The organism is uncultured Agrobacterium sp. (genome assembly GCF_913777885.1).
Taxonomy (GTDB): domain Bacteria; phylum Pseudomonadota; class Alphaproteobacteria; order Rhizobiales; family Rhizobiaceae; genus Agrobacterium.
Genome location: NZ_CAJYTV010000001.1, coordinates 65,513 through 84,785, shown reverse-complemented (window position 1 = coordinate 84,785; position 19,273 = coordinate 65,513). Strand labels below are relative to the sequence as shown.

Annotated in this window: 16 protein-coding genes; 7 read left to right on the top strand and 9 right to left on the bottom strand. The window is 57.8% G+C overall.

What is annotated here, in order from left to right; translation table 11 throughout:
* The first annotated feature begins 4 nt into the window (after positions 1–4).
* Both QZ869_RS00380 and QZ869_RS00375 read left to right on the top strand, forming a co-directional pair.
* Positions 5–1,093 (top strand): ABC transporter ATP-binding protein, encoded by a 1,089-nt coding sequence (locus QZ869_RS00380; RefSeq protein ID WP_296101986.1) that lies wholly within the window; start codon positions 5–7, stop codon positions 1,091–1,093.
* 377 nt (positions 1,094–1,470) lie between these two features.
* Positions 1,471–1,827, top strand: a complete 357-nt coding sequence (locus QZ869_RS00375) for a hypothetical protein (protein ID WP_296039111.1) — start codon at positions 1,471–1,473, stop codon at positions 1,825–1,827.
* Between the two features lie 64 nt (positions 1,828–1,891).
* On the opposite strand, the gene QZ869_RS00370 is transcribed toward QZ869_RS00375, so the two are convergent.
* The 6 genes from QZ869_RS00370 to QZ869_RS00345 form a co-directional block, all read right to left on the bottom strand.
* Positions 1,892–3,253 (bottom strand): metallophosphoesterase, encoded by a 1,362-nt coding sequence (locus tag QZ869_RS00370; protein WP_296101985.1) that lies wholly within the window; start codon positions 3,251–3,253, stop codon positions 1,892–1,894.
* A gap of 190 nt (positions 3,254–3,443) precedes the next feature.
* Entirely contained in the window at positions 3,444–5,261 is a 1,818-nt protein-coding gene (gene edd, locus QZ869_RS00365; RefSeq protein WP_296101983.1) for a phosphogluconate dehydratase, read from the bottom strand.
* A 108-nt stretch (positions 5,262–5,369) separates the two neighbouring features.
* Complete coding sequence (pgl, locus tag QZ869_RS00360; RefSeq protein ID WP_296101982.1) at positions 5,370–6,068, bottom strand: 6-phosphogluconolactonase; 699 nt, start codon at positions 6,066–6,068, stop codon at positions 5,370–5,372.
* 12 nt (positions 6,069–6,080) lie between these two features.
* On the bottom strand, positions 6,081–7,556 hold the full coding sequence (gene zwf / locus QZ869_RS00355; protein WP_296101980.1) for a glucose-6-phosphate dehydrogenase: 1,476 nt from the start codon (positions 7,554–7,556) through the stop codon (positions 6,081–6,083).
* Between the two features lie 157 nt (positions 7,557–7,713).
* Positions 7,714–9,000, bottom strand: a complete 1,287-nt coding sequence (locus QZ869_RS00350) for an FAD-binding oxidoreductase (RefSeq protein WP_296015673.1) — start codon at positions 8,998–9,000, stop codon at positions 7,714–7,716.
* A gap of 10 nt (positions 9,001–9,010) precedes the next feature.
* Entirely contained in the window at positions 9,011–10,447 is a 1,437-nt protein-coding gene (locus tag QZ869_RS00345) for a glutamine synthetase family protein (protein WP_296015671.1), read from the bottom strand.
* Between the two features lie 127 nt (positions 10,448–10,574).
* On the opposite strand from QZ869_RS00345, the gene QZ869_RS00340 reads away from it, so the two are divergent.
* The gene (locus tag QZ869_RS00340) at positions 10,575–11,759 is read left to right on the top strand and encodes an NAD(P)/FAD-dependent oxidoreductase (protein WP_296101979.1); all 1,185 of its coding nucleotides are present in this window, start codon (positions 10,575–10,577) and stop codon (positions 11,757–11,759) included.
* A gap of 124 nt (positions 11,760–11,883) precedes the next feature.
* Here QZ869_RS00340 and QZ869_RS00335 read toward each other — a convergent pair whose 3' ends face one another.
* Positions 11,884–12,384: a hypothetical protein gene (locus QZ869_RS00335; protein ID WP_296101977.1), complete on the bottom strand. Its 501-nt coding sequence runs from the start codon at positions 12,382–12,384 to the stop codon at positions 11,884–11,886.
* Here QZ869_RS00335 and QZ869_RS00330 point away from each other — a divergent pair.
* Positions 12,374–13,243: a LysR family transcriptional regulator gene (locus QZ869_RS00330; RefSeq protein ID WP_296101975.1), complete on the top strand. Its 870-nt coding sequence runs from the start codon at positions 12,374–12,376 to the stop codon at positions 13,241–13,243. The two genes, QZ869_RS00335 and QZ869_RS00330, sit on opposite strands and share 11 nt — an antisense overlap.
* 100 nt (positions 13,244–13,343) lie before the next feature.
* Here QZ869_RS00330 and QZ869_RS00325 read toward each other — a convergent pair whose 3' ends face one another.
* Both QZ869_RS00325 and aceA read right to left on the bottom strand, forming a co-directional pair.
* Positions 13,344–13,589 carry a hypothetical protein gene (locus QZ869_RS00325; protein WP_296015665.1) on the bottom strand — a complete coding sequence of 82 codons (246 nt, stop codon included), beginning with the start codon at positions 13,587–13,589 and terminating at the stop codon, positions 13,344–13,346.
* An 87-nt stretch (positions 13,590–13,676) separates the two neighbouring features.
* Complete coding sequence (gene aceA / locus QZ869_RS00320) at positions 13,677–14,966, bottom strand: isocitrate lyase (RefSeq protein WP_296101973.1); 1,290 nt, start codon at positions 14,964–14,966, stop codon at positions 13,677–13,679.
* A 240-nt stretch (positions 14,967–15,206) separates the two neighbouring features.
* Here aceA and QZ869_RS00315 point away from each other — a divergent pair, with 240 nt between their 5' ends.
* From QZ869_RS00315 to QZ869_RS00305, 3 genes are all read left to right on the top strand, one after another.
* Positions 15,207–16,625 carry a short-chain fatty acyl-CoA regulator family protein gene (locus tag QZ869_RS00315; protein WP_296101971.1) on the top strand — a complete coding sequence of 473 codons (1,419 nt, stop codon included), beginning with the start codon at positions 15,207–15,209 and terminating at the stop codon, positions 16,623–16,625.
* Positions 16,626–16,923: 298 nt separating this feature from the next.
* The gene (locus QZ869_RS00310; RefSeq protein ID WP_296039045.1) at positions 16,924–18,021 is read left to right on the top strand and encodes a polyamine ABC transporter substrate-binding protein; all 1,098 of its coding nucleotides are present in this window, start codon (positions 16,924–16,926) and stop codon (positions 18,019–18,021) included.
* 84 nt (positions 18,022–18,105) lie between these two features.
* On the top strand, positions 18,106–19,263 hold the full coding sequence (locus QZ869_RS00305; protein WP_296101969.1) for an ABC transporter ATP-binding protein: 1,158 nt from the start codon (positions 18,106–18,108) through the stop codon (positions 19,261–19,263).
* The last annotated feature ends 10 nt before the right edge of the window (positions 19,264–19,273 follow it).

The following is a 19,273-nucleotide window of genomic DNA, read 5'->3' as shown; positions in this document are numbered from 1 at the left end:
CCGCATGACTGGACTTATTCTCAAGGGCATCCGTAAATCCTATGGTGAGGTCAAGGTCCTGCATGGGATCGACCTCGATATCAAGCAGGGCGAGTTCATTGTCTTCGTCGGTCCGTCCGGCTGCGGCAAGTCCACGCTTTTGCGCATGATCGCCGGTCTGGAGGAAATCACTGGCGGCGAAATGTATATCGACGGCCAGTTGGTGAATGAGATCCCGCCGTCACGGCGCGGCATCGCCATGGTGTTCCAGTCCTATGCGCTCTATCCACACATGACGGTCTACGACAACATGGCCTTCGGCATGAAGATCGCAAAGGAAAGCAAGCAGGAGATCGATCGTCGTGTTCGCGCTGCCGCCGAAATCTTGCAGTTGACGCAATATCTGGAGCGTCTTCCGAAAGCGCTCTCCGGTGGCCAGCGTCAACGTGTTGCCATCGGTCGCGCTATCTGCCGTAACCCCAAAGTCTTTCTCTTCGACGAGCCGCTCTCGAACCTCGATGCCGCGCTTCGCGTTGCGACCCGCATCGAAATCGCCAAGCTCAGCGAAAAGATGGCCGACACCACCATGATTTACGTGACTCACGATCAGGTGGAAGCCATGACGCTGGCAGATCGGATCGTGGTGTTGAATGGCGGTCGCGTGGAGCAGGTGGGTGAACCGCTGGAGCTTTACGAAAACCCCGCCAACCTCTTCGTCGCGCGCTTCATCGGCTCGCCGGCCATGAATATCATTGCCGCTACAGTAGAAAGTGCCGGTGAGACGACCATGCTCAAACTTGCCGACGGCAAGTCGCTTGCCGTTCACATCCCGACCGCGCAAAGCGAACAGGGCAAGGCGGCATCCTTCGGCGTGCGTCCCGAAGACCTGTCAATTGCGACCGGCGACGACTATCTCTTCGAGGGCAAGGTTTCCATCGTAGAAGCTCTGGGTGAAGTGACACTGCTCTACCTGGAGGCCCCGTCAGGTGAGGAGCCGATCATCGTCAAAATTCCTGGCATAGCACCTGTGAAGAAAGGCGAAACATTGCGCTTCTCTGCGCCGTCCGAAAAGCTACATCTTTTCGATGCACTCGGTAAAACATATCGGCGATAGTTCGCCGATATCTGCCCTACTGGTTTCAAAGACGTTTCTGCGCCAAGAAGCGGAAGTCGCTTTAGGTGTGTATCTCGTTTGCAGAGGGCTGACTTGCAAACGATACGCTCCAATATGAAACCTATTTCGGCATCGTCCATTTTGCTTGCTCTTCTGGAGAAGCCTTCATCGGGAAACGAGGCTTTTCCAGTCGCAAGGCGGTTTGAAATAGTGACCTTTACGAGGGAGGTCTGGCTGTCACCCCGTCGCCGTCATTTGAGAGAAAATTAAACTCTTCTGTTTTAGGATTCTTCGGTAAAGACTTGGAAAGGAACGTCGCGTTGAACGTGCGGGCAAATCTCGGTAAGCCGACCTACTTGAGCAAGGAAGAATCTTTCATGTACGACCGTGAAGGTCGGTTCAAGATGGAAGATACGATGAACGCGGCGCGCATCGAATATACCGAGAAAGCCGTCATGAACATGGCGTCCCGCCGTTGCGACGTCGTCAGGATTTCCCGGTCCGAAGCCGTTCTCGCATTTATCACGCAGTGTAGCTTGCCTGCTGAGTTTTATCTGGACATCCCAGACGCCCGCATCAACAAGATCGGCTGCGTGTTGATGAAGACAAATGCCAACAACACTGTGCAGGTTCGCTTCCTTCGCCTTCTCAATCAGAAGGAAATGGATCGCATCTTCGTCTTCAGCACCCATCCCGCCCATCGTGACCGGACGTTGGATCTGCGATCCTTTTGATCTGTGGCCTGCGAGAGACTTTCCGGCAAACGAAACTCGGATCTTGCGTGAGATCTTGCCTTCCTTACGCGAGCCCTTCAAGCACCGTTTGTTTGAGTTTCACATTCTCGACCTCGCTGAAAACAAGATCGTCACGACCGAAATAGGACTTATGGTTGGTGGCTGACCAATCGTTGCAAACAAGCTTGTAACGCTCTTTCGTTGCGGGCTTGTCCGGCATCGCGTAAAGATAGTCGCCGGTGCGTTTGGCGAGTGGAATATCGCCATCCTGGTTGCAACGGCTCAGAATCCGGTCCAGCACTTCGCCATCGACCTCCGTCACCAGCAATTTGCCCTCGAAGCGCAGGCACGCGTTGAAATCGTAGCGGCGAATGTCGCCTTTTGGCAGGCCAGCACCGAAGGAGGTGTGGCCCACGAATCCTACATCTGCGCTGGCCTTTGCGGCAATAAGCTCGGCCACGCGACGCCCTGCCTCATCCACAGTCATCGCTTCTGCCGTTTTGGCCACAACCTCCCGTTCTTCTGGTGTCAGATGTTGAGCAAGCGTTTTTTCGATTTGCGCGCCAAGGGCAGGGGAGGCCGCTGCGTTGCGATCGACCGCTATGGTCTCGATGGCTGCAGCTTGGCCGGGCGCTTCGATGGTTGCAACTGCCATTGAGGTGCACCACGATCCGGTGTGAATGTAGCGCGTGGCACCGACCTCATGCAGGAAGTTCAGGTGGTCATGGCCGCCCACGACCAGCGTGCCATCTGGCAGCACAGGCAGGATGTCACGGTCCGCCACCACACCGGCATGACTCATGACGATGTTGATGGCATCCGGCCTGACGATCTCGGGAAGGTTGGTCTTCGCCCATTCCACCGGCTCCGGGATTGTCAGCGCATCGCGCGCTACCTTCGGATAGGTGTTGATGGCGTTGGTGGCGAGCCCGGCCACGATGACCTTGCGTCCGTCCACTTCGAACGTCTTGCTTGCTGGCGCGTAGGGCGCGCCGCTCCGCTTGTCGATGATGTTGGAAAGTACGGTGATGCCGAGCCCCTTGGCCCGGCTGACGAAACGGCCAAGGTCGTTGTCGAGATCCGCCTCATGGTTGCCGATGTTCACCACGGTGGGTGCGAGCTTGGCAAGTGCAGCAAGGAAGCTCCACTCGATCTCACCTTGAGACCGCATCGCAACCGTATTGCCGCTTTCGAATAGGTCGCCATTCAGGAGAATGATGTGTGGGCTTTTGTCCGCGGAAATGCGCGTCTCGAACGCTGCGAGAAGCTGTCCCATACGCTCGTAGGCAGAGTGCAGGTCGGAGATGACGATGGCACGCAGCGGAGCCTTCTGATCGGCGGAGGCCGGCAAACGCATGAGCGGCAGCATGGCAGTTCCGGCCATGAGCTTCAGCGCATTACGGCGCGGGCGTGAGAAAAACGTCATACTGCCCCCATCAATTCAGCCTGCGGCACCGCCCCCGCGGCTGGCTGCACACGCCCTATAGGGCGACTATCACAGACGCATGACAGCAGAGGCGCGAGCCTTCACGTCAATAGGGGAGAACTGGAGAGGGGATGTCAAGGCGTGGCGCCAGAGCACGGCGGGTGCTCTGGCTGGGCGATGACTGGGCAGATCAGTGAAAGACGCTCGCGCCCTGATCTGCCGGACCGGCGTTGCGGCGGAAGGGAGCAAAAAGCTCACGGCCCATGCCCCACTCATTAGCAGAGAGATCGGCCCGTGCTGGCTCGCGCTTGGAAAGCTCTGCCGCCGAAACCAGAACCTCCAATGTGCCCGATACGGCATCGAGACGAATAATGTCTCCATCGCGGATGAGCGAGATCGGCCCGCCATCGCATGCTTCCGGTGTGACGTGAATGGCGGCGGGCACCTTGCCAGATGCTCCCGACATGCGTCCATCTGTGACGAGCGCCACCTTGAAGCCGCGATCCTGAAGCACACCGAGCGGCGGGGTCAGCCGGTGCAATTCCGGCATTCCGTTGGCCTTCGGTCCCTGGAAACGCACGACGGCGATGAAGTCGCGGTTCAGCTTGCCGTCCTTGAAGGCGTCCTGCAACTCCTGCTGATCGTGAAAGACGATGGCAGGAGCTTCGATAATATGACGCTCCGGCTTGACGGCGGAAATCTTGATAACGGACTTACCCAGATTGCCGGTCAGCATCTTCAAACCGCCCGTCGGCTGGAACGGTGTTTCGATACGCGAAAGAACTTTCGGATCGTGGCTCTCTTCCGGCGACGCTTCACGCTGAATGCTGCCGTTTTCGCCAAGCTTGGCATCGATCGTATAGGCTTCAAGCCCCTGACCGAAGACGGTGCGCACGTCATCATGCACGAAGCCCTGCTTCAGCAGTTGCTTGATCAGGAAGCCCATGCCGCCAGCGGCATGGAAATGGTTCACATCCGCAAGACCGTTCGGATAGACCCGCGCCAGAAGCGGCACGATGTCGGAGAGGTCGGAGATATCCTGCCAGGTCAGAACGATGCCCGCGGCCCGCGCCATGGCGATCAGGTGCATGGTGTGGTTGGTGGAGCCGCCTGTTGCATGCAGGCCGACCACGCCGTTCACGACCGAGCGCTCATCGATCATCTCCCCCGCAGGCGTGAATTCGTTGCCCTGCGCGGTAATCGCCAGCGCCCGCTTCACGGCTTCCTTGGTCAACGCGTCTCGCAGCGGCGTATTCGGATTGATGAAGGAGGAGCCGGGCATATGGAAACCCATGATCTCCATCAGCATCTGGTTGGAATTTGCGGTGCCGTAGAAGGTGCAGGTGCCGGGGCCGTGATAGGACTTGGACTCGGCCTCCAGCAGTTCGGCGCGACCGACCTTGCCTTCCGCATAGAGCTGGCGAATGCGCGACTTCTCGTCATTCGGAAGGCCGGTCGTCATCGGGCCGGCCGGAATGAAGACGGCTGGCAGATGGCCAAACGTTAGTGCTGCGATCACCAGGCCTGGCACGATCTTGTCGCAGACGCCGAGATAGACGGCGGCATCGAACATGTTGTGCGACAGGCCGATGCCGGCTGCCATGGCGATGGCGTCACGCGAAAACAGCGAGAGCTCCATGCCGGGCTGGCCCTGCGTGACCCCGTCACACATGGCGGGGACTGCACCCGCCACCTGCGCAATGCCGCCTGCGTCCTTGGCCGCATCACGGATGATCTGTGGGAAGACCTCGTAGGGCTGATGAGCCGAAAGCATATCGTTATAGGCGGTGACGATGCCGAGATTGGGAACCCGGTCGCCGGCAAGGATGTCCTTGTCGGCGGGGGAACAGACGGCAAAGCCATGAGCGAGGTTACCGCAGGAAAGGGTGGAGCGATGAACGCCCTTTGAGACCTGGAGACGAAGCCGCTCGAGATAGATCTCGCGATAAGGTTTCGAACGTTCAACGATACGGTCGGTAATTGCCTGAACGCGTGAGTCGGCAGCCATGGGCTTCATCCTGTCCTTCTGTGGAGCGTCGGCCACAGGTTTGGGAGAGCGGGCCGACGATCTTGTTTCATTGAAATACTGGCAGAGACGCCGCACGAATGCGGATCGTTACGGCGCCCAGTAGATGTTGAGTGTCGAATCCGCCCTGTTCAGCACGGATCGTATCGGCATCTCGTCCTCATCCAGATCGGACTGGGCCTTCGCAAGCGTTTCCTTTTTCGCCGCACCTTCAATGTGCAGAACGAGGAAACGCGCATCGTGGAGAGCCGAGAGGTTGAAGGTCAGTCTTTCCTCACCGGCGTTTTCCGCAGCCATGGTCAGGATGGTGCGAGGCTCGTCGAGATCGAGCGCTTCTTCCAGATTGTCACCGCCGGGAAAGAAGGACGCGGTGTGTCCATCGTTGCCCATGCCCAGGATCACGATATCGAAAGGATCGCAAATGTCTGCGGTCTTTGCTGTCGCCAGGGTTGCTGCGTCTTCAGGTGAAGCGGCAGACTGATAGAGTGGAACGAAATAGGCGGCCTTGGCTTCGTTTTGAAGAAGGTTGTCTGCGACCAGCTTGTGGTTCGAGCGATCATTGTCGGCAGGCACGAAACGCTCATCCACCAACGTGATGCTGACGCGGGGCCATTCCAGCTGTTGCTTTGACAGCGTCTGGAAGAAGAGCTTCGGTGTAGAGCCGCCCGAAACTGCCATGCTGGCAGCCCCGCGCTCGTCGATCGCGGCCTTCAGCTGAGAAACGACATCGCTGGCGAGTTTTTCCGCCAGTTCAGTCCCATTGGTGAAGACGTGCATGTTCGGTTCCATCCGCGTTTCCACTCAATCGGCCTCATGCCAGGTACGTCCGTCGCGCTCGATCAGCGCAATCGCGCCGCTCGGTCCCCAAGTGCCTGACGTATAACCCTGGACGCCCTGATTGACGGCTTCCCAGCTTTTCAGGATCGGATCGACCCAGTTCCACGCCGCTTCCACTTCGTCGCGGCGCATGAAGAGCGTCTGGTTCGAGCGGATAGTATCCATCAACAGACGCTCATAGGCATCCGGGTTACGCACGTTGAAGGCTTGCGCGAAGCTCATATCGAGCGAGACCTGACGCAGGCGCATGCCGCCCGGACCCGGGTCCTTGATGAGCAGCGACTGCTTAACGCCTTCGTCCGGCTGCAGGCGGATCACCAGCTTATTGGCTTCGATCTTGCCTGCGGCGTCGTCGAAGATCGAGTGCGGAATCTGCTTGAACGTGACCACGATTTCAGACACACGCGTGGCAAGCCGTTTGCCGGTGCGGATGTAGAAGGGAACACCTGCCCAGCGCCAGTTGCCGATTTCCGCCTTGAGAGCGACGAAGGTCTCCGTGTTGGAAACGCCGCCTTCAAGCTCTTCCAGATAGCCCTTCACCGCGCCGCCTGCCGATGCGCCTGCGCGATATTGTCCGCGCACGGTGTTCTTTTCGACATTGGATTGGTTGATCGGCTTGAGCGCGCGCAACACTTTCAGTTTCTCGTCGCGCACCGCTTCGGCGTTCATCGAGGAAGGGGGCTCCATTGCCACAAGGCAAAGCAGCTGAAGAATATGGTTCTGCACCATATCGCGAAGCGCGCCAGCCTTGTCGTAGTAACCTGCGCGGCCTTCAAGCCCGACGGATTCCGCGACCGTGATCTGCACGTGGTCGATATGTGTGGAATTCCACAGCGGCTCGAACAGGGCGTTGGCAAAGCGCAGAACCATCAGGTTCTGAACGGTTTCCTTGCCGAGATAATGGTCGATACGGAAGATCTGCTCTTCCTTGAAGACGTTGCCGAGCGTGTCGTTCAGCTCCAGCGCGGAAGCCAGGTCACGGCCAATCGGCTTTTCCACCACGATGCGAGTGGATTTGGTGATCAGCTTGTGGTCACGGATCTTGGAGGCGATGTCGCCAAAAATTCCCGGTGCGACTGCAAGGTAGAATGCACGGGTGCGATCCTTGCCTTCGTCGAGAAGCTTCTTCAGCTTGTCCCAGCCATCGTCTGACTTGGCATCGACCGGAATATAGAAGAGGCGCGCGCAAAACTTGGCAACCTGCTCCTCATCATATTCGCCAGACTTCAGATGCTCCTTCAGAGCGTCCTGTGCGAATTTGCGATATTCCTCATGTGTCATGACAGACCGGGAGGCGCCGATGATGCGGGTCGGCTCAGTCAACTGGCCTTCCACCTGGCGGTGGTAAAGGGCAGGCAGAAGCTTGCGTTCTGCCAGATCGCCAGTGCCGCCAAAGACCACGCAATCAAAGGGGTCAACGGGAATAATTTGACTGCTCATGTCGATTCTCTCGATCTCTACACGTTAGGGGGCATCCATAATCTAATCGATTTAAAAATGCCAGAGTTGACGTAACAAATAATGAATTTTGCCGCTGGCCAGTTATTCCACTGAGGGGTCCAACCGGCACTTTTGCGCAATGCGGAGGCAGACCAGTTTAAAACCTGTCTCTCAACGCATACCACGTCAGTGCCAGGAACAGGAGTGGCGCCCTCAGCGATGCCCCACCCGGAAACGATGGTACGTCGAGCGCGGCAAACTGATCCAGCGCCTTGTCCTTGTTGATCACCATATCGGCGTAAAGCTTGCCGCAATAGTTGGACAGCATTACCCCATGGCCGGAATAGCCGCCAATGGAGAGCACGCCGGGCATGACTTCGCGCACGAATGGCTGGCGTGTCATGGTTATTCCGACGGAGCCACCCCAGGCATGGGTCATCTCCACATTGCCAAGTGCCGGATAGATTTCTGCAATCTGCTTGCGGATGTGCTTGGAGATGTCGCGCGGCGAATCGGCCGTGTATGCTTCACGCCCGCCGAAGAGCAGGCGGTTGTCCGGCGTCTTGCGGAAGTATCGCACGACGAAGCGCGAATCGGCGACCGCTTCCTTGTCCGGAATGATGGATGGGAACTCGTCGAGCGGTGCCGTTGCCCCGATGAAGGAGCGGATCGGCATAACATGTGCTGCGGTGACATTCTCCAGATTGCCGATATAGGCATTGGTCGCGATCAATACCCGGGTTGCGGTGATCGTGCCGGTATGTGTCTCGATCAGCGTCTTGCCGCCCGACTGGCGGATCGCCGTGGCCGGCGTCATTTCGAAAATGTCGGCGCCCGCCGCCTTTGCGGCCCTCGCCAGTCCGACCAGCAGTTTCAATGGGTGAATATGGCCGGTGCCGGTATCGCGCACACCGCAATGATAGTGGGACGACCCCAAGCGATCTGCAGTTTCCGCCTTCTCCATGAAGGCAATCTGCTCATAGCCATAACGGCCTGTCATGGCATCAACGCTGTCGCGATAGCTCTTCTCGTAGGCGCGCTTGTGCGACACGTTCAACTGGCCGGGCAGAAACTCCATGTCGATCTGGTTGTCACGGGCAAAATCCAGCACATAGTGCTTGGCGTTTTCTGCAAGATCGAAGAGCGCCTTGGAGCGCTCGAAGCCGATCTTCTCTTCAAGCTCATCCGGCCAAGCGCGCTGCCCGGTGCCGAACTGCCCGCCATTGCGACCAGAGGCGCCATCGCCAAACCGATGCGCTTCGATCAGCGTGACGGAAATGCCTGCACGCGCCAGAGTGTAGGCCGCCTGAAGACCGGTGAAGCCGCCGCCGATAATGGCGACGTCCGCAGTCCGCGAACCATCCATCGCCGGATAGGTCGGCCTTTCGGCAACCGTATCCTGATACCATGAAACGCCCGGCGCTATCGGGCTCTGCCATGCCATATCGTTCACCTCAAACGTTCAGCAGTAGGAACTCGCGCTCCCAAGGACTGATCACCTGCATGAAGGTTTCGAATTCGCCACGCTTCAGGCCAGCGTAAAGACCGACGAATTCGTTGCCGAAGATGCGCTCGAACTGCTGCTCCTGCTCGAGCAACGCAACAGCCTCGAGCAGACCACGCGGAAGCTCGATCGAGCCTTCATTCGCCGTCTCGTAGGTCGGCTCGGTCGGCTCGATATTGTTCATGATGCCGAGCCAGCCGCAGCCGAGCGAGGCCGCGAGCGCGAGATACGGATTGGCGTCCGAACTTGGCAGGCGGTTTTCCACGCGCCGCGCCTGCGGGCCCGAGATCGGCACGCGAAAAGCGGTGGTACGGTTGTCGTAACCCCAGGCATTGTTGACCGGGCAGGCCATGTCCGGCGTCAGGCGTCGATAGGAATTCACATAGGGGGCAAGCATCACCAGCGCGTTGGGAACGTAGCGCTGCATTCCACCGACGAAGGAGAAGAACTCTTTCGACGGGCTGCCGTCCTTGTTGGAAAACACGTTTTGTCCGGTCTCGATATCGATGACGGACTGGTGAATATGCATGGCCGAACCGGGCTGGGCCTGCATGGGCTTGGCCATGAAGGTCGCGTAGATCCCGTGTTTAAGCGCCGCCTCGCGAATGGTGCGCTTGAAGAGAAACACCTGATCGGCAAGCTCGACCGGATCGCCATGGCGAAGGTTGATTTCCAGCTGTGCCGGACCCTCTTCGTGGATGAGGGTGTCGATCTCCAACCCCTGCTTCTCGGAGAAGTGATAGATGTCATCGATCAACTCGTCGAATTCGTTGATGCCGGCGATCGAATAGCTCTGTCCGCCGACGATGGAGCGGCCTGAACGGCCCTTCGGCGGATGCAGTGGGTAATCGGGGTCGTCGTTCATTGCCACGAGATAGAATTCGATTTCCGGCGCAACGACCGGCTTCCAGCCTTTTTCCTGATAAAGAGCGAGCACGTTCTTCAAGACGTTGCGAGGCGTATAGGAAACGGGTTTGCCTTCCTGATCCACCACGTCGCAGATGACCTGCGCAGTCGGATCGCTCTCCCATGGAACGACCGAGAGCGTGGAGAGATCGGGGACCAGCTTCAGGTCACTGTCACGCGGCTCGTAGCGGAAATTCGCGGTCTCGTCCGGATAATCGCCGGAAATCGTATGGCGATAAAGTGCGGATGGGAGTGCAAGAGATGTGTCACCGGTGAACTTCGCCGTCGGCATCATCTTGCCGCGTGGCACGCCAGCGAGGTCGGGGGTGATGCATTCAATGTCTTCGATGCCGCGTGCCTTCAGCCATTGCGCCGCTTCGCGCCAGGTGGAGACGCCGCGGGTAGAGGAGAGCTCAACGGGTGGTTTTTTCGCCATGGTTGCCGGTTTCTTCGGGCGGAGCATGGTTTTCTTGGGGGGCATAAATCACCGGGGTCTGTTTCGACTGGGTCCATAATAGTCAGACTTTGACAATTGGCGAGAGGGGAATGCGCATTGACAAGAAGCCTGACTTCGAAAAGAGGGAGTGCAACAAGGTTAAGGAAAATCCATGACGGAAAAATGTGATGTGCTGATTTTGGGGGCGGGCGCCGCAGGCATGATGTGCGCCATCCGCGCCGGTCAGCGCGGCCGCTCCGTCATCATTCTCGACCACGCCAAGGCGCCGGGCGAGAAAATCCGCATCTCCGGCGGCGGGCGCTGCAACTTCACCAACATCCATGCCGGGCCAAAGAACTACCTGTCGAAAAACCCCCACTTCGCCAAATCGGCGCTCGCCCGCTATACGCCGCGTGACTTTCTAGATCTGGTCGAGAAGCACAAGATCGCGTGGCACGAAAAGACACTCGGTCAGCTTTTCTGCGACGACAGCGCCAAAGACATTATCCGCATGTTGCTGACGGAGATGCAGGCGGTGAATGCCAAGCTGCGGCTCCAGTGCGAGATCACATTGGTAGAAGGTATGGCAACGGGCGGTTTCCGCGTGACGACGTCGCAGGGAGCGATCGAGGCGAAAAGCCTCGTCGTCGCCACGGGCGGGAAATCCATACCCAAGATGGGCTCCACCGGTTTCGCCTATCGTCTCGCCGAGCAATTCGGTCTCTCGCTGGTCGAGCCGCGCCCTGGTCTTGTGCCACTGACGCTCGATCCGGCACAGTTGGAACGGCTGTCGCCTCTCTCTGGCGTTGCGGTCCCGGCAGATGTCTCGCACGGGAAAACGGAGTTTCGCGAGGCGCTACTCTTTACCCATCGCGGCTTGAGCGGCCCGGCCATTTTGCAGATCTCCTCTTATTGGCGAGAAGGGGATACGGTTCGCCTGAAGCTTGAGCCGGAACAGGACATTGCCGAAAAGCTCAAAGCCGCCAAGAAAGCCAATGGGCGTCAATCCGCCCAGACGGTGCTTGGAGAGATTTTGCCAAAGCGGCTTGCGCAGCATCTCGTAGAGCAATCGAGCCTCACCAAACCTCTTGCCGATCTTTCGGACAAGATGCTGAGCGCTCTTGCGGCAAGCGCACAGGATTGGCAGATCACGCCCTCTGGTTCAGAAGGATATCGCACTGCCGAAGTTACCCTCGGCGGCGTCGATACCAGCGACCTCGACTCCAGGACCATGCAGGCAAAATCGGTGCCCGGGCTCTATTTCGTCGGCGAGGGTGTGGATGTGACTGGCTGGCTTGGAGGCTATAATTTTCAGTGGGCATGGGCGTCCGGTTACGCCGCAGGAGAGACCGTCTAGCGGCAATTCCAGTCAGCCTGCGTCCACGGAATTGCTCGAACGCCTTTCTCTGACGCATCCCGAATGTAGAGCGAAAACCACTTTCGCCAGAATTGCTGCAATGCCGCGATCCTTTAACATCTTGTTAAGAGGCCCGAGTCATGCTGACCTCTATGCCAGCACAACGCGAGTTGGAACATGAGGTCTCGCTGGACGCCGGAACCCGGCATTGAACGGTCAAGTTTTTCGTTGGAAGCCGCTCATGATGATGTCCAGAAATCGCGCTCGCGCCGTCGCTATTGCCCGTGCCCGCAATGACAACCTCCTTTTTGCCTTTCGTCTCAGCCTGATCGCGGCTGGTGCTGTCGCGGCATTGCTGGCCATTGCGTTTTAAGGCTTCAAGCCAAGACTTCAGTGCTGCAAATGCGCGCCGGATGATGCCTGGTGCGCAGGTTTCAGCGTAAAATTTTTCCTCTGCTTCCCGTCTTGCTTTCTGACCTTCAGGTGCTGGCACCTTGATGAGGGCAAAGGCCAAAAAAATATGCTGCATGATGAACTCCTTCCGATGAGCTTCATCATGTTGCACCGCCATTTCTGCTTTATCTGCCGCCGAAAGCGCCTTATGTTTTTTATTTATGAAAAACATTGGATGGGACACGTTTCAGCTTTTTCTTGACGTTGCACGGGGAGGCGGGCTGACTGGCGCGGCAAGCACCTCGGGCTTTAGCCCTGCGACGATCGGTCGCAAAATGCTTGAGCTTGAGCAGAAGCTTGGTAAGGCACTCTTCGTCAGGAGCCAGACGGGATATGCGCTGACGGGCGACGGTCGCACTCTTTTCGATAGTCTCCTTGCTATGGAGGAGGCCGCCGGAACGATCGATGGCTGGCTAAAATCGAGCGTCGCCACGTCTCTCGTCCGGATCGCGCTCGGCACATGGAATGCGCAGCTGATGATGAGCAACTTCGCAGCCATATGCAGCGAACGAGACAGCTTTCGCATCGACCTCTTCATTGCCGAGCAAAGAGCGACGCTCGCGCACCGCGAAAACGATATCGGCATCCGCGCTTTTGAACCGCATGAGCGCAATCTGGCGGCGATCAAGACCGGTGATGTGGCTTATGCGGCCTATCGTTTGCGCAATGCGCCTCAATCGGTCGCGGATCGCTGGATTGCGGTCGACAAGGAGAATGCGATTTCCGCGTACCTGCGCTGGCCGCATGAGGCTGCGCCAGACAAGATCCTGGTAACGGTAAACCGCCCCTCAGCGCTGCGGGAACTCATTCTGTCCGGCGCAGGCTCTGCTGTCCTGCCGTGCTTCATCGGCGATGCCGATGCACGGCTGGTGCGGGAGGGTGATGAAATTGAGGAGCTTCGTCATCAGCAGTGGGTGGTGATGAACAATGAGGACCGCCACCGCCGCGATATACGGACGGTGGCAGATCGAATGATCAAGTTGATCAGGCAGAATTCAGACCTTTACGCCGGTCGGACTGCTGGGCGTTGAAGCGGATCACGATCTCTCAGTTGCGCTTTAACGCTTCAGGTCCTTCTTCAGCCGCCTGTCGTTTTCGCTAAAGCCGCTCCATACATATGCGCGACGTGCTTTAGGCCGCAGCCTTGTTTTGCGCGACGATGACCGGGATCAGCAGATCGCCCCAGTTCCCGTCGCCGCCGTGATGGCGGGCAGAGCGGACGAGCTCGACGGAGATGCCTGCCTCGACCGCATTCATGACCGCCTGATTGAGGCGGTGGAGATCGTTTGCCAGCATGCGGATAGCAGCCTGCTGGTCCTGCGTCATGGCAGAGGACTGTTCTTCTGCCCGTTCTCTAACTCTCGAAATCGAAGCCATTGTCTTTCCTCCTCAAAGAGCATGCCGCAAACTGGCTGAATGACGGCATGCGTTAAAACAAGATCCAAAGCGTCTGAGCTTCAGCGGTTATTCTGCGGCCGGGCGGAACTGGTCGTGCTCGGTCGATTCCTTCATGGCAGTGGTGGATGAGGTGCCGCCGGAAATTGCGACGGAGACCGCATCGAAGTAGCCTGTACCGACTTCCCGCTGATGCTTTGTTGCGGTGTAGCCGTTGATTTCGGCTGCAAATTCCGCTTCCTGAAGCTCCGAATAGGCGGCCATCTGGCGATCCTTGTAGCCGCGTGCCAATTCGAACATGCCGTAATTCAGCTGGTGGAAACCGGCAAGCGTAATGAACTGGAACTTGTAGCCCATGGCGCCAAGTTCGCGCTGGAACTTGGCAATCGTCGCATCGTCCAGGTTTTTCTTCCAGTTGAAAGATGGCGAACAATTATACGCAAGCTTTTTGCCGGGATGAACCTTGTGAACGCCTTCGGCGAATTTGCGGGCCTGCTCCAGATCCGGCTTGGACGTTTCGCACCAGATAAGGTCGCAATAGGGCGCGTAGGCATTGGCGCGGGCAATGCAGGGCTCAAGCCCGTTCTTCACCTGATAGAAACCCTCGACGGTGCGACCGGCATCATAATCGACGAAGGGTCGATCCCGCTCGTCGATATCGGATGTCAGAAGTTTTGCCGCTTCCGCGTCTGTTCTGGCGATGACGAGGGTTGGAACACCCATGACATCTGCCGCAAGCCGCGCCGCCGTGAGGTTACGGATATGCGCCGCCGTCGGGATAAGAACCTTGCCGCCCAGATGACCGCACTTCTTTTCCGATGCCAGCTGGTCTTCGTAGTGAACACCCGCCGCACCCGCCTCGATGAAGGCTTTCATGATTTCGAAGGCGTTGAGCGGACCGCCGAAGCCGGCTTCGGCATCGGCAACGATCGGCGCGAACCATGTGTCGACCGAAAGACCTTTGCCTTCGGCGGTCTCGATCTGGTCGGCGCGCTGAAGCGTACGGTTGATGCGCTTGGCAAGTTCAGGTGCGGCATTCGCCGGATAGAGCGACTGGTCAGGATACATGGCGGATGCGGTGTTTGCGTCTGCCGCAACCTGCCAACCCGAAAGATAGATGGCCTTCAGACCGGCGCGAACCATCTGCATGGCCTGGTTGCCGGAAAGCGCACCGAGTGCATTGACGAAGCTTTCTTCGTTGATGAGCGTCCAAAGGCGGTTCGCGCCCATTTCGGCCAGCGAGTAGCGGATGTCGATCGAGCCGCGCAGCTTCAAAACGTCTTGCGCCGCATAGGTGCGCTCGACGCCATCGAAGCGTCCCTGTGGAGCGTTTGGAACAAGCTTGTAAAAATCAGTCATCTCTCTCTCCCATGTCTATGTGCTGTCGATCTTCGTCGCCGCTGCTTATCTTGAGCTGCATCGATCTGATGTGACAGAATTTACATCTCTCGATTTCGAATGGCTATATGAAAAGGAAAAACAGTGACTTGAAACGAGTTATGATGTATTGTCTTTGACAGAAGGCGCGTGTAAAATTGTAAATTTAGTAAATACGATCTTTGCTGTAACGTTGTTAGCTTTTGTTAAAAGTGGGGGATGATGGCGGAGACCAAGATATTCGCGGGGCCACGGGTGCGACGGGTGCGCAACGGCTTGGGGCTGACGCAAACTGCCATGGCGGAGGCATTGTCCATTTCTCCGTCTTATCTCAATCTCATCGAACGAAATCAGCGGCCGCTCACGGTGCAGCTGCTGTTGAAGCTCGCATCCGTCTACAAGTTCGATCTCGACGATTTGCAAGGCGAAAGCGGTGGCATTACCAGCCAGCTGCGGGAAGTCTTTGCAGATCCGTTGCTTGCGGATGAGATCCCTTCACCCCAGGAGCTGGTTGAAGTTGCGGAAGCCGCGCCGAATGCTGCCATAGGTGTCGTCAAGCTTTACAGAGCCTACAGCGAGCAGGCGAAGCGTTTAAGCGATCTCTCCGAACTCTTGGCGCGCGAGGGGCATCAGACGACCCTATCGGCTGCCCGCCTGCCCATTGATGAGGTCCGGCAAGTCTTCGAAAGCAGGCCCGGACATTTCCATGTCATCGACACGGCGGCAGAGGCTTTCCACGCCACGCTCGGCGCTGGCGACGATCTGACCTCGGCGTTGAGGTCGTGGTTGCAGAAAAACCATGGCATCGTCGTGCGTAGTCTGCCCGTGCATGCCATGCCGAACCTTAGACGCCGCTATGACCGGCACTCCATGCGTCTGTTTCTCTCCGAGCGGCTTTCGGGCCACGATCAGCTTCGCGAACTGGCCATGGAGGTCTCGCTGCTCGCGCTGACTTCGGAAATAGCGCAGGAGCTGGAGGGGCTTGCGCTTTCCGGTGAGGAAGCCCGGCGCATCGCCCGGTTCGAGCTGGCGCGCTATGCCGCACATGCCTTGATGATGCCCTATGCGCCCTATCTGGCTGCGGCCCAACGGGCGCGCTACGATATCGATGTGCTGCGCGCGCGCTTCAATGTGTCTTTTGAACAGGCGGCCAATCGCCTCGTTACCCTGGCAAAACCGGGGTCGCACGCGCTACCGTTCTTCATGATGGAAACCGACAGTGCAGGGAACCGCTTCCGCAAGGCCGGAGCGCAAGGCTTTCCGCAGGCAAAGTTCGGGGGCCTCTGTCCTCGGCTGAATATCCATGCCGCTTTTGCTCAGCCGGGGCAGGTTCTGGTCGAAAGCGTGCAGATGCCGGATCGTGAAACCTATGTGACCATCTCGCGCACGCTCGAAGGACCGCAGGCAGGCTTCGGCGAGCGGGTGCGCCGTACTGCATTGATGTTGGTGGTTGAGATGGCGCATGCCAAGGAGATCGTCTATGGCGATGCCGCCGGCGCGTCGGGCCTTGCCATCGCTATTGGGCCGTCGTGCAGGCTTTGCGAGAGGCAGGGATGTCTATCGCGTGCGGAGGCGCCTTTGACGCGCCCGCTTGGTCTCGACGAAATGGTGACCGGTCTCAGCGTCTTCGATTTCCAATAGAACGCCGTGTCTTCTGCTGGACACATTAACGACGCCCGACCCTTTTGGATCGACTTATGGGCGCAAAAATAGGGCCCCGGCTTTCGCAACGATACCATCGGGTGGCCCGGCAAAACCGGCGCCGCGGGGCTTTTGCGGTGATGGGTGGTGGGTCGTGCATATTTGCTCCACAGCGTCCTTTGCTCGAAATTTTCGCACTGCACATTTCTGCTTGCCGAGGCAGCTTTTCCTTTTTAGTCTCACGACAAAACAAAGGGGTTTGCGCAGTTTCTCATCATGCGCCACATCAGGAGAAATCATGAGTTACCGATCGCTTCGTTTCACTCTGGCTTTTGCCACGGCCGTTCTCTCTGCCGGCGCTGCCTTTGCCCAGGAAAAGGTCGTCCACGTCTATAACTGGTCGGACTATATCGACCCTTCGATCCTTGAGGACTTCACCAAGGAGACTGGCATTAAGGTCGTCTATGACGTGTATGATGGTAACGAGGTGCTGGAGACGAAGCTCCTGGCAGGCAATTCCGGCTACGATGTCGTAGCCCCCACGTCGCCCTTTCTTGCACGCCAGATCAAAGCCGGTGTCTATCAGAAGCTCGACAAGTCGAAGCTTCCGAACCTCAAGAACATGTGGCCGGAAATCACCACGCGTCTGGCGCAGTACGACCCCGGCAATGAATATGCCGTCAACTATATGTGGGGCACCACCGGCATCGGCTATAATGTCGCCAAAGTGAAGGCCGCATTGGGTGACGTGAAGATCGACAGCTGGGACGTCCTGTTCAAGCCGGAAAATGCCAAGAAGTTGCAATCCTGCGGGATCAATATTCTCGACGCTTCCGACGAGACCTTTGCGATTGCCATGAACTACATCGGCAAGAATCCCGACAGCAAGGACACTGCCGATCTCGAGGCTGGCGGCGATGTCTACAAAGCGATCCGCCCTTACGTGAAGACGTTCAACTCATCGGCCTATATCGATGAGCTGGCTAATGGCGATAGCTGCATCACCATCGGCTGGTCCGGCGACATCCTGCAGGCCAAAACCCGTGCAGAAGAAGCCAAGAACGGCGTCGAGGTCAATTATGTGATTCCGAAGGAAGGCACCTATATCTGGATGGATTCCTTCGCCATTCCTGCTGACGCCAAGAATGTCGAGGCGGCACACACCTTCATCAACTATATGATGAAGCCGGAAGTTGCTGCCAAGGCTTCAGATTTCGTCCAGTATGCAAACGGTAACCTGGCCTCCCAGGCGGTGATGAATCAAGCGGTTGCGAAAAACCCTTCCGTCTATCCAGACGAGGCGACGATGAAGAAGCTCTTCACCATCTCGCCCTATGGGCCGCGTGAGCAGCGCGTTCTGAACCGCGTCTGGACCCAGATAAAAACCGGAAGCTGATCCGTATTTGGACAGAAGGGGCAGGCAGTGAAAGCCTGCCCCTTTGACGTTCCGCCCTTTTCGCGAAACAACACAGAGCAGGTCATGGCGAAATCACTCGGTCCGGTAAAACGCAAATTCTCTCCCTGGACAGACCCCTCCTCGGTACCTTTCATCCGGTTCGAAAACGTGACCAAGCGGTTTGGTGATTTCACCGCCGTCGATAATCTGACGCTTGACATTTACGAGCGCGAATTCTTCTCGCTGCTGGGACCATCGGGTTGCGGCAAGACCACGCTGATGCGCATGCTGGCAGGCTTCGAGGAGCCGACGTCTGGTCGCATTCTGCTGCAGGGCAAGGACATTTCCGGCGTGCCGCCCTATAAGCGTCCGACCAATATGATGTTCCAGTCCTATGCACTCTTCCCTCACATGTCGGTGGAGAAGAATATCGCCTTCGGCCTGGAGCAGGATGGCCTGCCGAAACCCGACATCGCTGCGCGCGTCGACGAAATGTTGCGCCTCGTCAAGCTCACGGAATTTGCCAAGCGCAAGCCGAGCCAGCTTTCGGGTGGTCAGCGACAGCGTGTAGCTCTTGCGCGGTCGCTTGCCAAGCGGCCAAAGGTTCTTCTTCTGGACGAACCGCTTGGCGCGCTGGACAAGAAGCTACGTGAAGAAACCCAGTTCGAGATCATGGATCTGCAGCAGACGCTCGGCCTCACCTTCCTGATCGTTACCCACGATCAAGAGGAAGCCATGACGGTTTCGGACCGGATCGCGGTTATGGACAAGGGCATCGTCGTTCAGGTGGCAACGCCTGCCGAAATATATGAGGCGCCGAATAGCCGCTACGTGGCCGACTTCATCGGTGACATCAATATTTTCGAAGCCAAAGTCGAGAGCAAAACGCCTGCCGAAGCCAAGCCCGCGCAGGTAATGTTGGATTGCGAAGGCCTGAAGGTGACGGTGGAGCAGGATTGCGCCGCCGGCGTTGGCAGCCCGGTCGCTTTTGCGGTTCGCCCGGAGAAGGTTCGCATCTCGCTCGATGCGCCTGCCGATGGAACGATGAATGTCGCACATGGCGAGGTTTGGGACATCGGCTATCTCGGGGATTTCTCCATCTTCATCGTCAAGCTGGATGATGGTCGCATCATGCGCGCCGCCCAGGCCAATGTCTCGCGCCTCGTCGATCGCCCCATCACATTCGACGACAAAGTCTGGCTAACCTGGAAAACCGATTCCGGCCTTGTTCTGACCCGATAGGAGAGTGACA

Excerpts from the sequence above, each read along its gene's own strand:
- QZ869_RS00380 (WP_296101986.1), top strand. The coding sequence starts at position 5 with ATGACTGGACTTATTCTCAAGGGCATCCGTAAATCCTATGGTGAGGTC.
- QZ869_RS00375 (WP_296039111.1), top strand. The coding sequence starts at position 1,471 with ATGTACGACCGTGAAGGTCGGTTCAAGATGGAAGATACGATGAACGCG.
- QZ869_RS00370 (WP_296101985.1), bottom strand. The coding sequence starts at position 3,253 with ATGACGTTTTTCTCACGCCCGCGCCGTAATGCGCTGAAGCTCATGGCC.
- edd (WP_296101983.1), bottom strand. The coding sequence starts at position 5,261 with ATGGCTGCCGACTCACGCGTTCAGGCAATTACCGACCGTATCGTTGAA.
- pgl (WP_296101982.1), bottom strand. The coding sequence starts at position 6,068 with ATGGAACCGAACATGCACGTCTTCACCAATGGGACTGAACTGGCGGAA.
- zwf (WP_296101980.1), bottom strand. The coding sequence starts at position 7,556 with ATGAGCAGTCAAATTATTCCCGTTGACCCCTTTGATTGCGTGGTCTTT.
- QZ869_RS00350 (WP_296015673.1), bottom strand. The coding sequence starts at position 9,000 with ATGGCATGGCAGAGCCCGATAGCGCCGGGCGTTTCATGGTATCAGGAT.
- QZ869_RS00345 (WP_296015671.1), bottom strand. The coding sequence starts at position 10,447 with ATGCCCCCCAAGAAAACCATGCTCCGCCCGAAGAAACCGGCAACCATG.
- QZ869_RS00340 (WP_296101979.1), top strand. The coding sequence starts at position 10,575 with ATGACGGAAAAATGTGATGTGCTGATTTTGGGGGCGGGCGCCGCAGGC.
- QZ869_RS00330 (WP_296101975.1), top strand. The coding sequence starts at position 12,374 with ATGAAAAACATTGGATGGGACACGTTTCAGCTTTTTCTTGACGTTGCA.
- QZ869_RS00335 (WP_296101977.1), bottom strand. The coding sequence starts at position 12,384 with ATGTTTTTCATAAATAAAAAACATAAGGCGCTTTCGGCGGCAGATAAA.
- QZ869_RS00325 (WP_296015665.1), bottom strand. The coding sequence starts at position 13,589 with ATGGCTTCGATTTCGAGAGTTAGAGAACGGGCAGAAGAACAGTCCTCT.
- aceA (WP_296101973.1), bottom strand. The coding sequence starts at position 14,966 with ATGACTGATTTTTACAAGCTTGTTCCAAACGCTCCACAGGGACGCTTC.
- QZ869_RS00315 (WP_296101971.1), top strand. The coding sequence starts at position 15,207 with ATGGCGGAGACCAAGATATTCGCGGGGCCACGGGTGCGACGGGTGCGC.
- QZ869_RS00310 (WP_296039045.1), top strand. The coding sequence starts at position 16,924 with ATGAGTTACCGATCGCTTCGTTTCACTCTGGCTTTTGCCACGGCCGTT.
- QZ869_RS00305 (WP_296101969.1), top strand. The coding sequence starts at position 18,106 with ATGGCGAAATCACTCGGTCCGGTAAAACGCAAATTCTCTCCCTGGACA.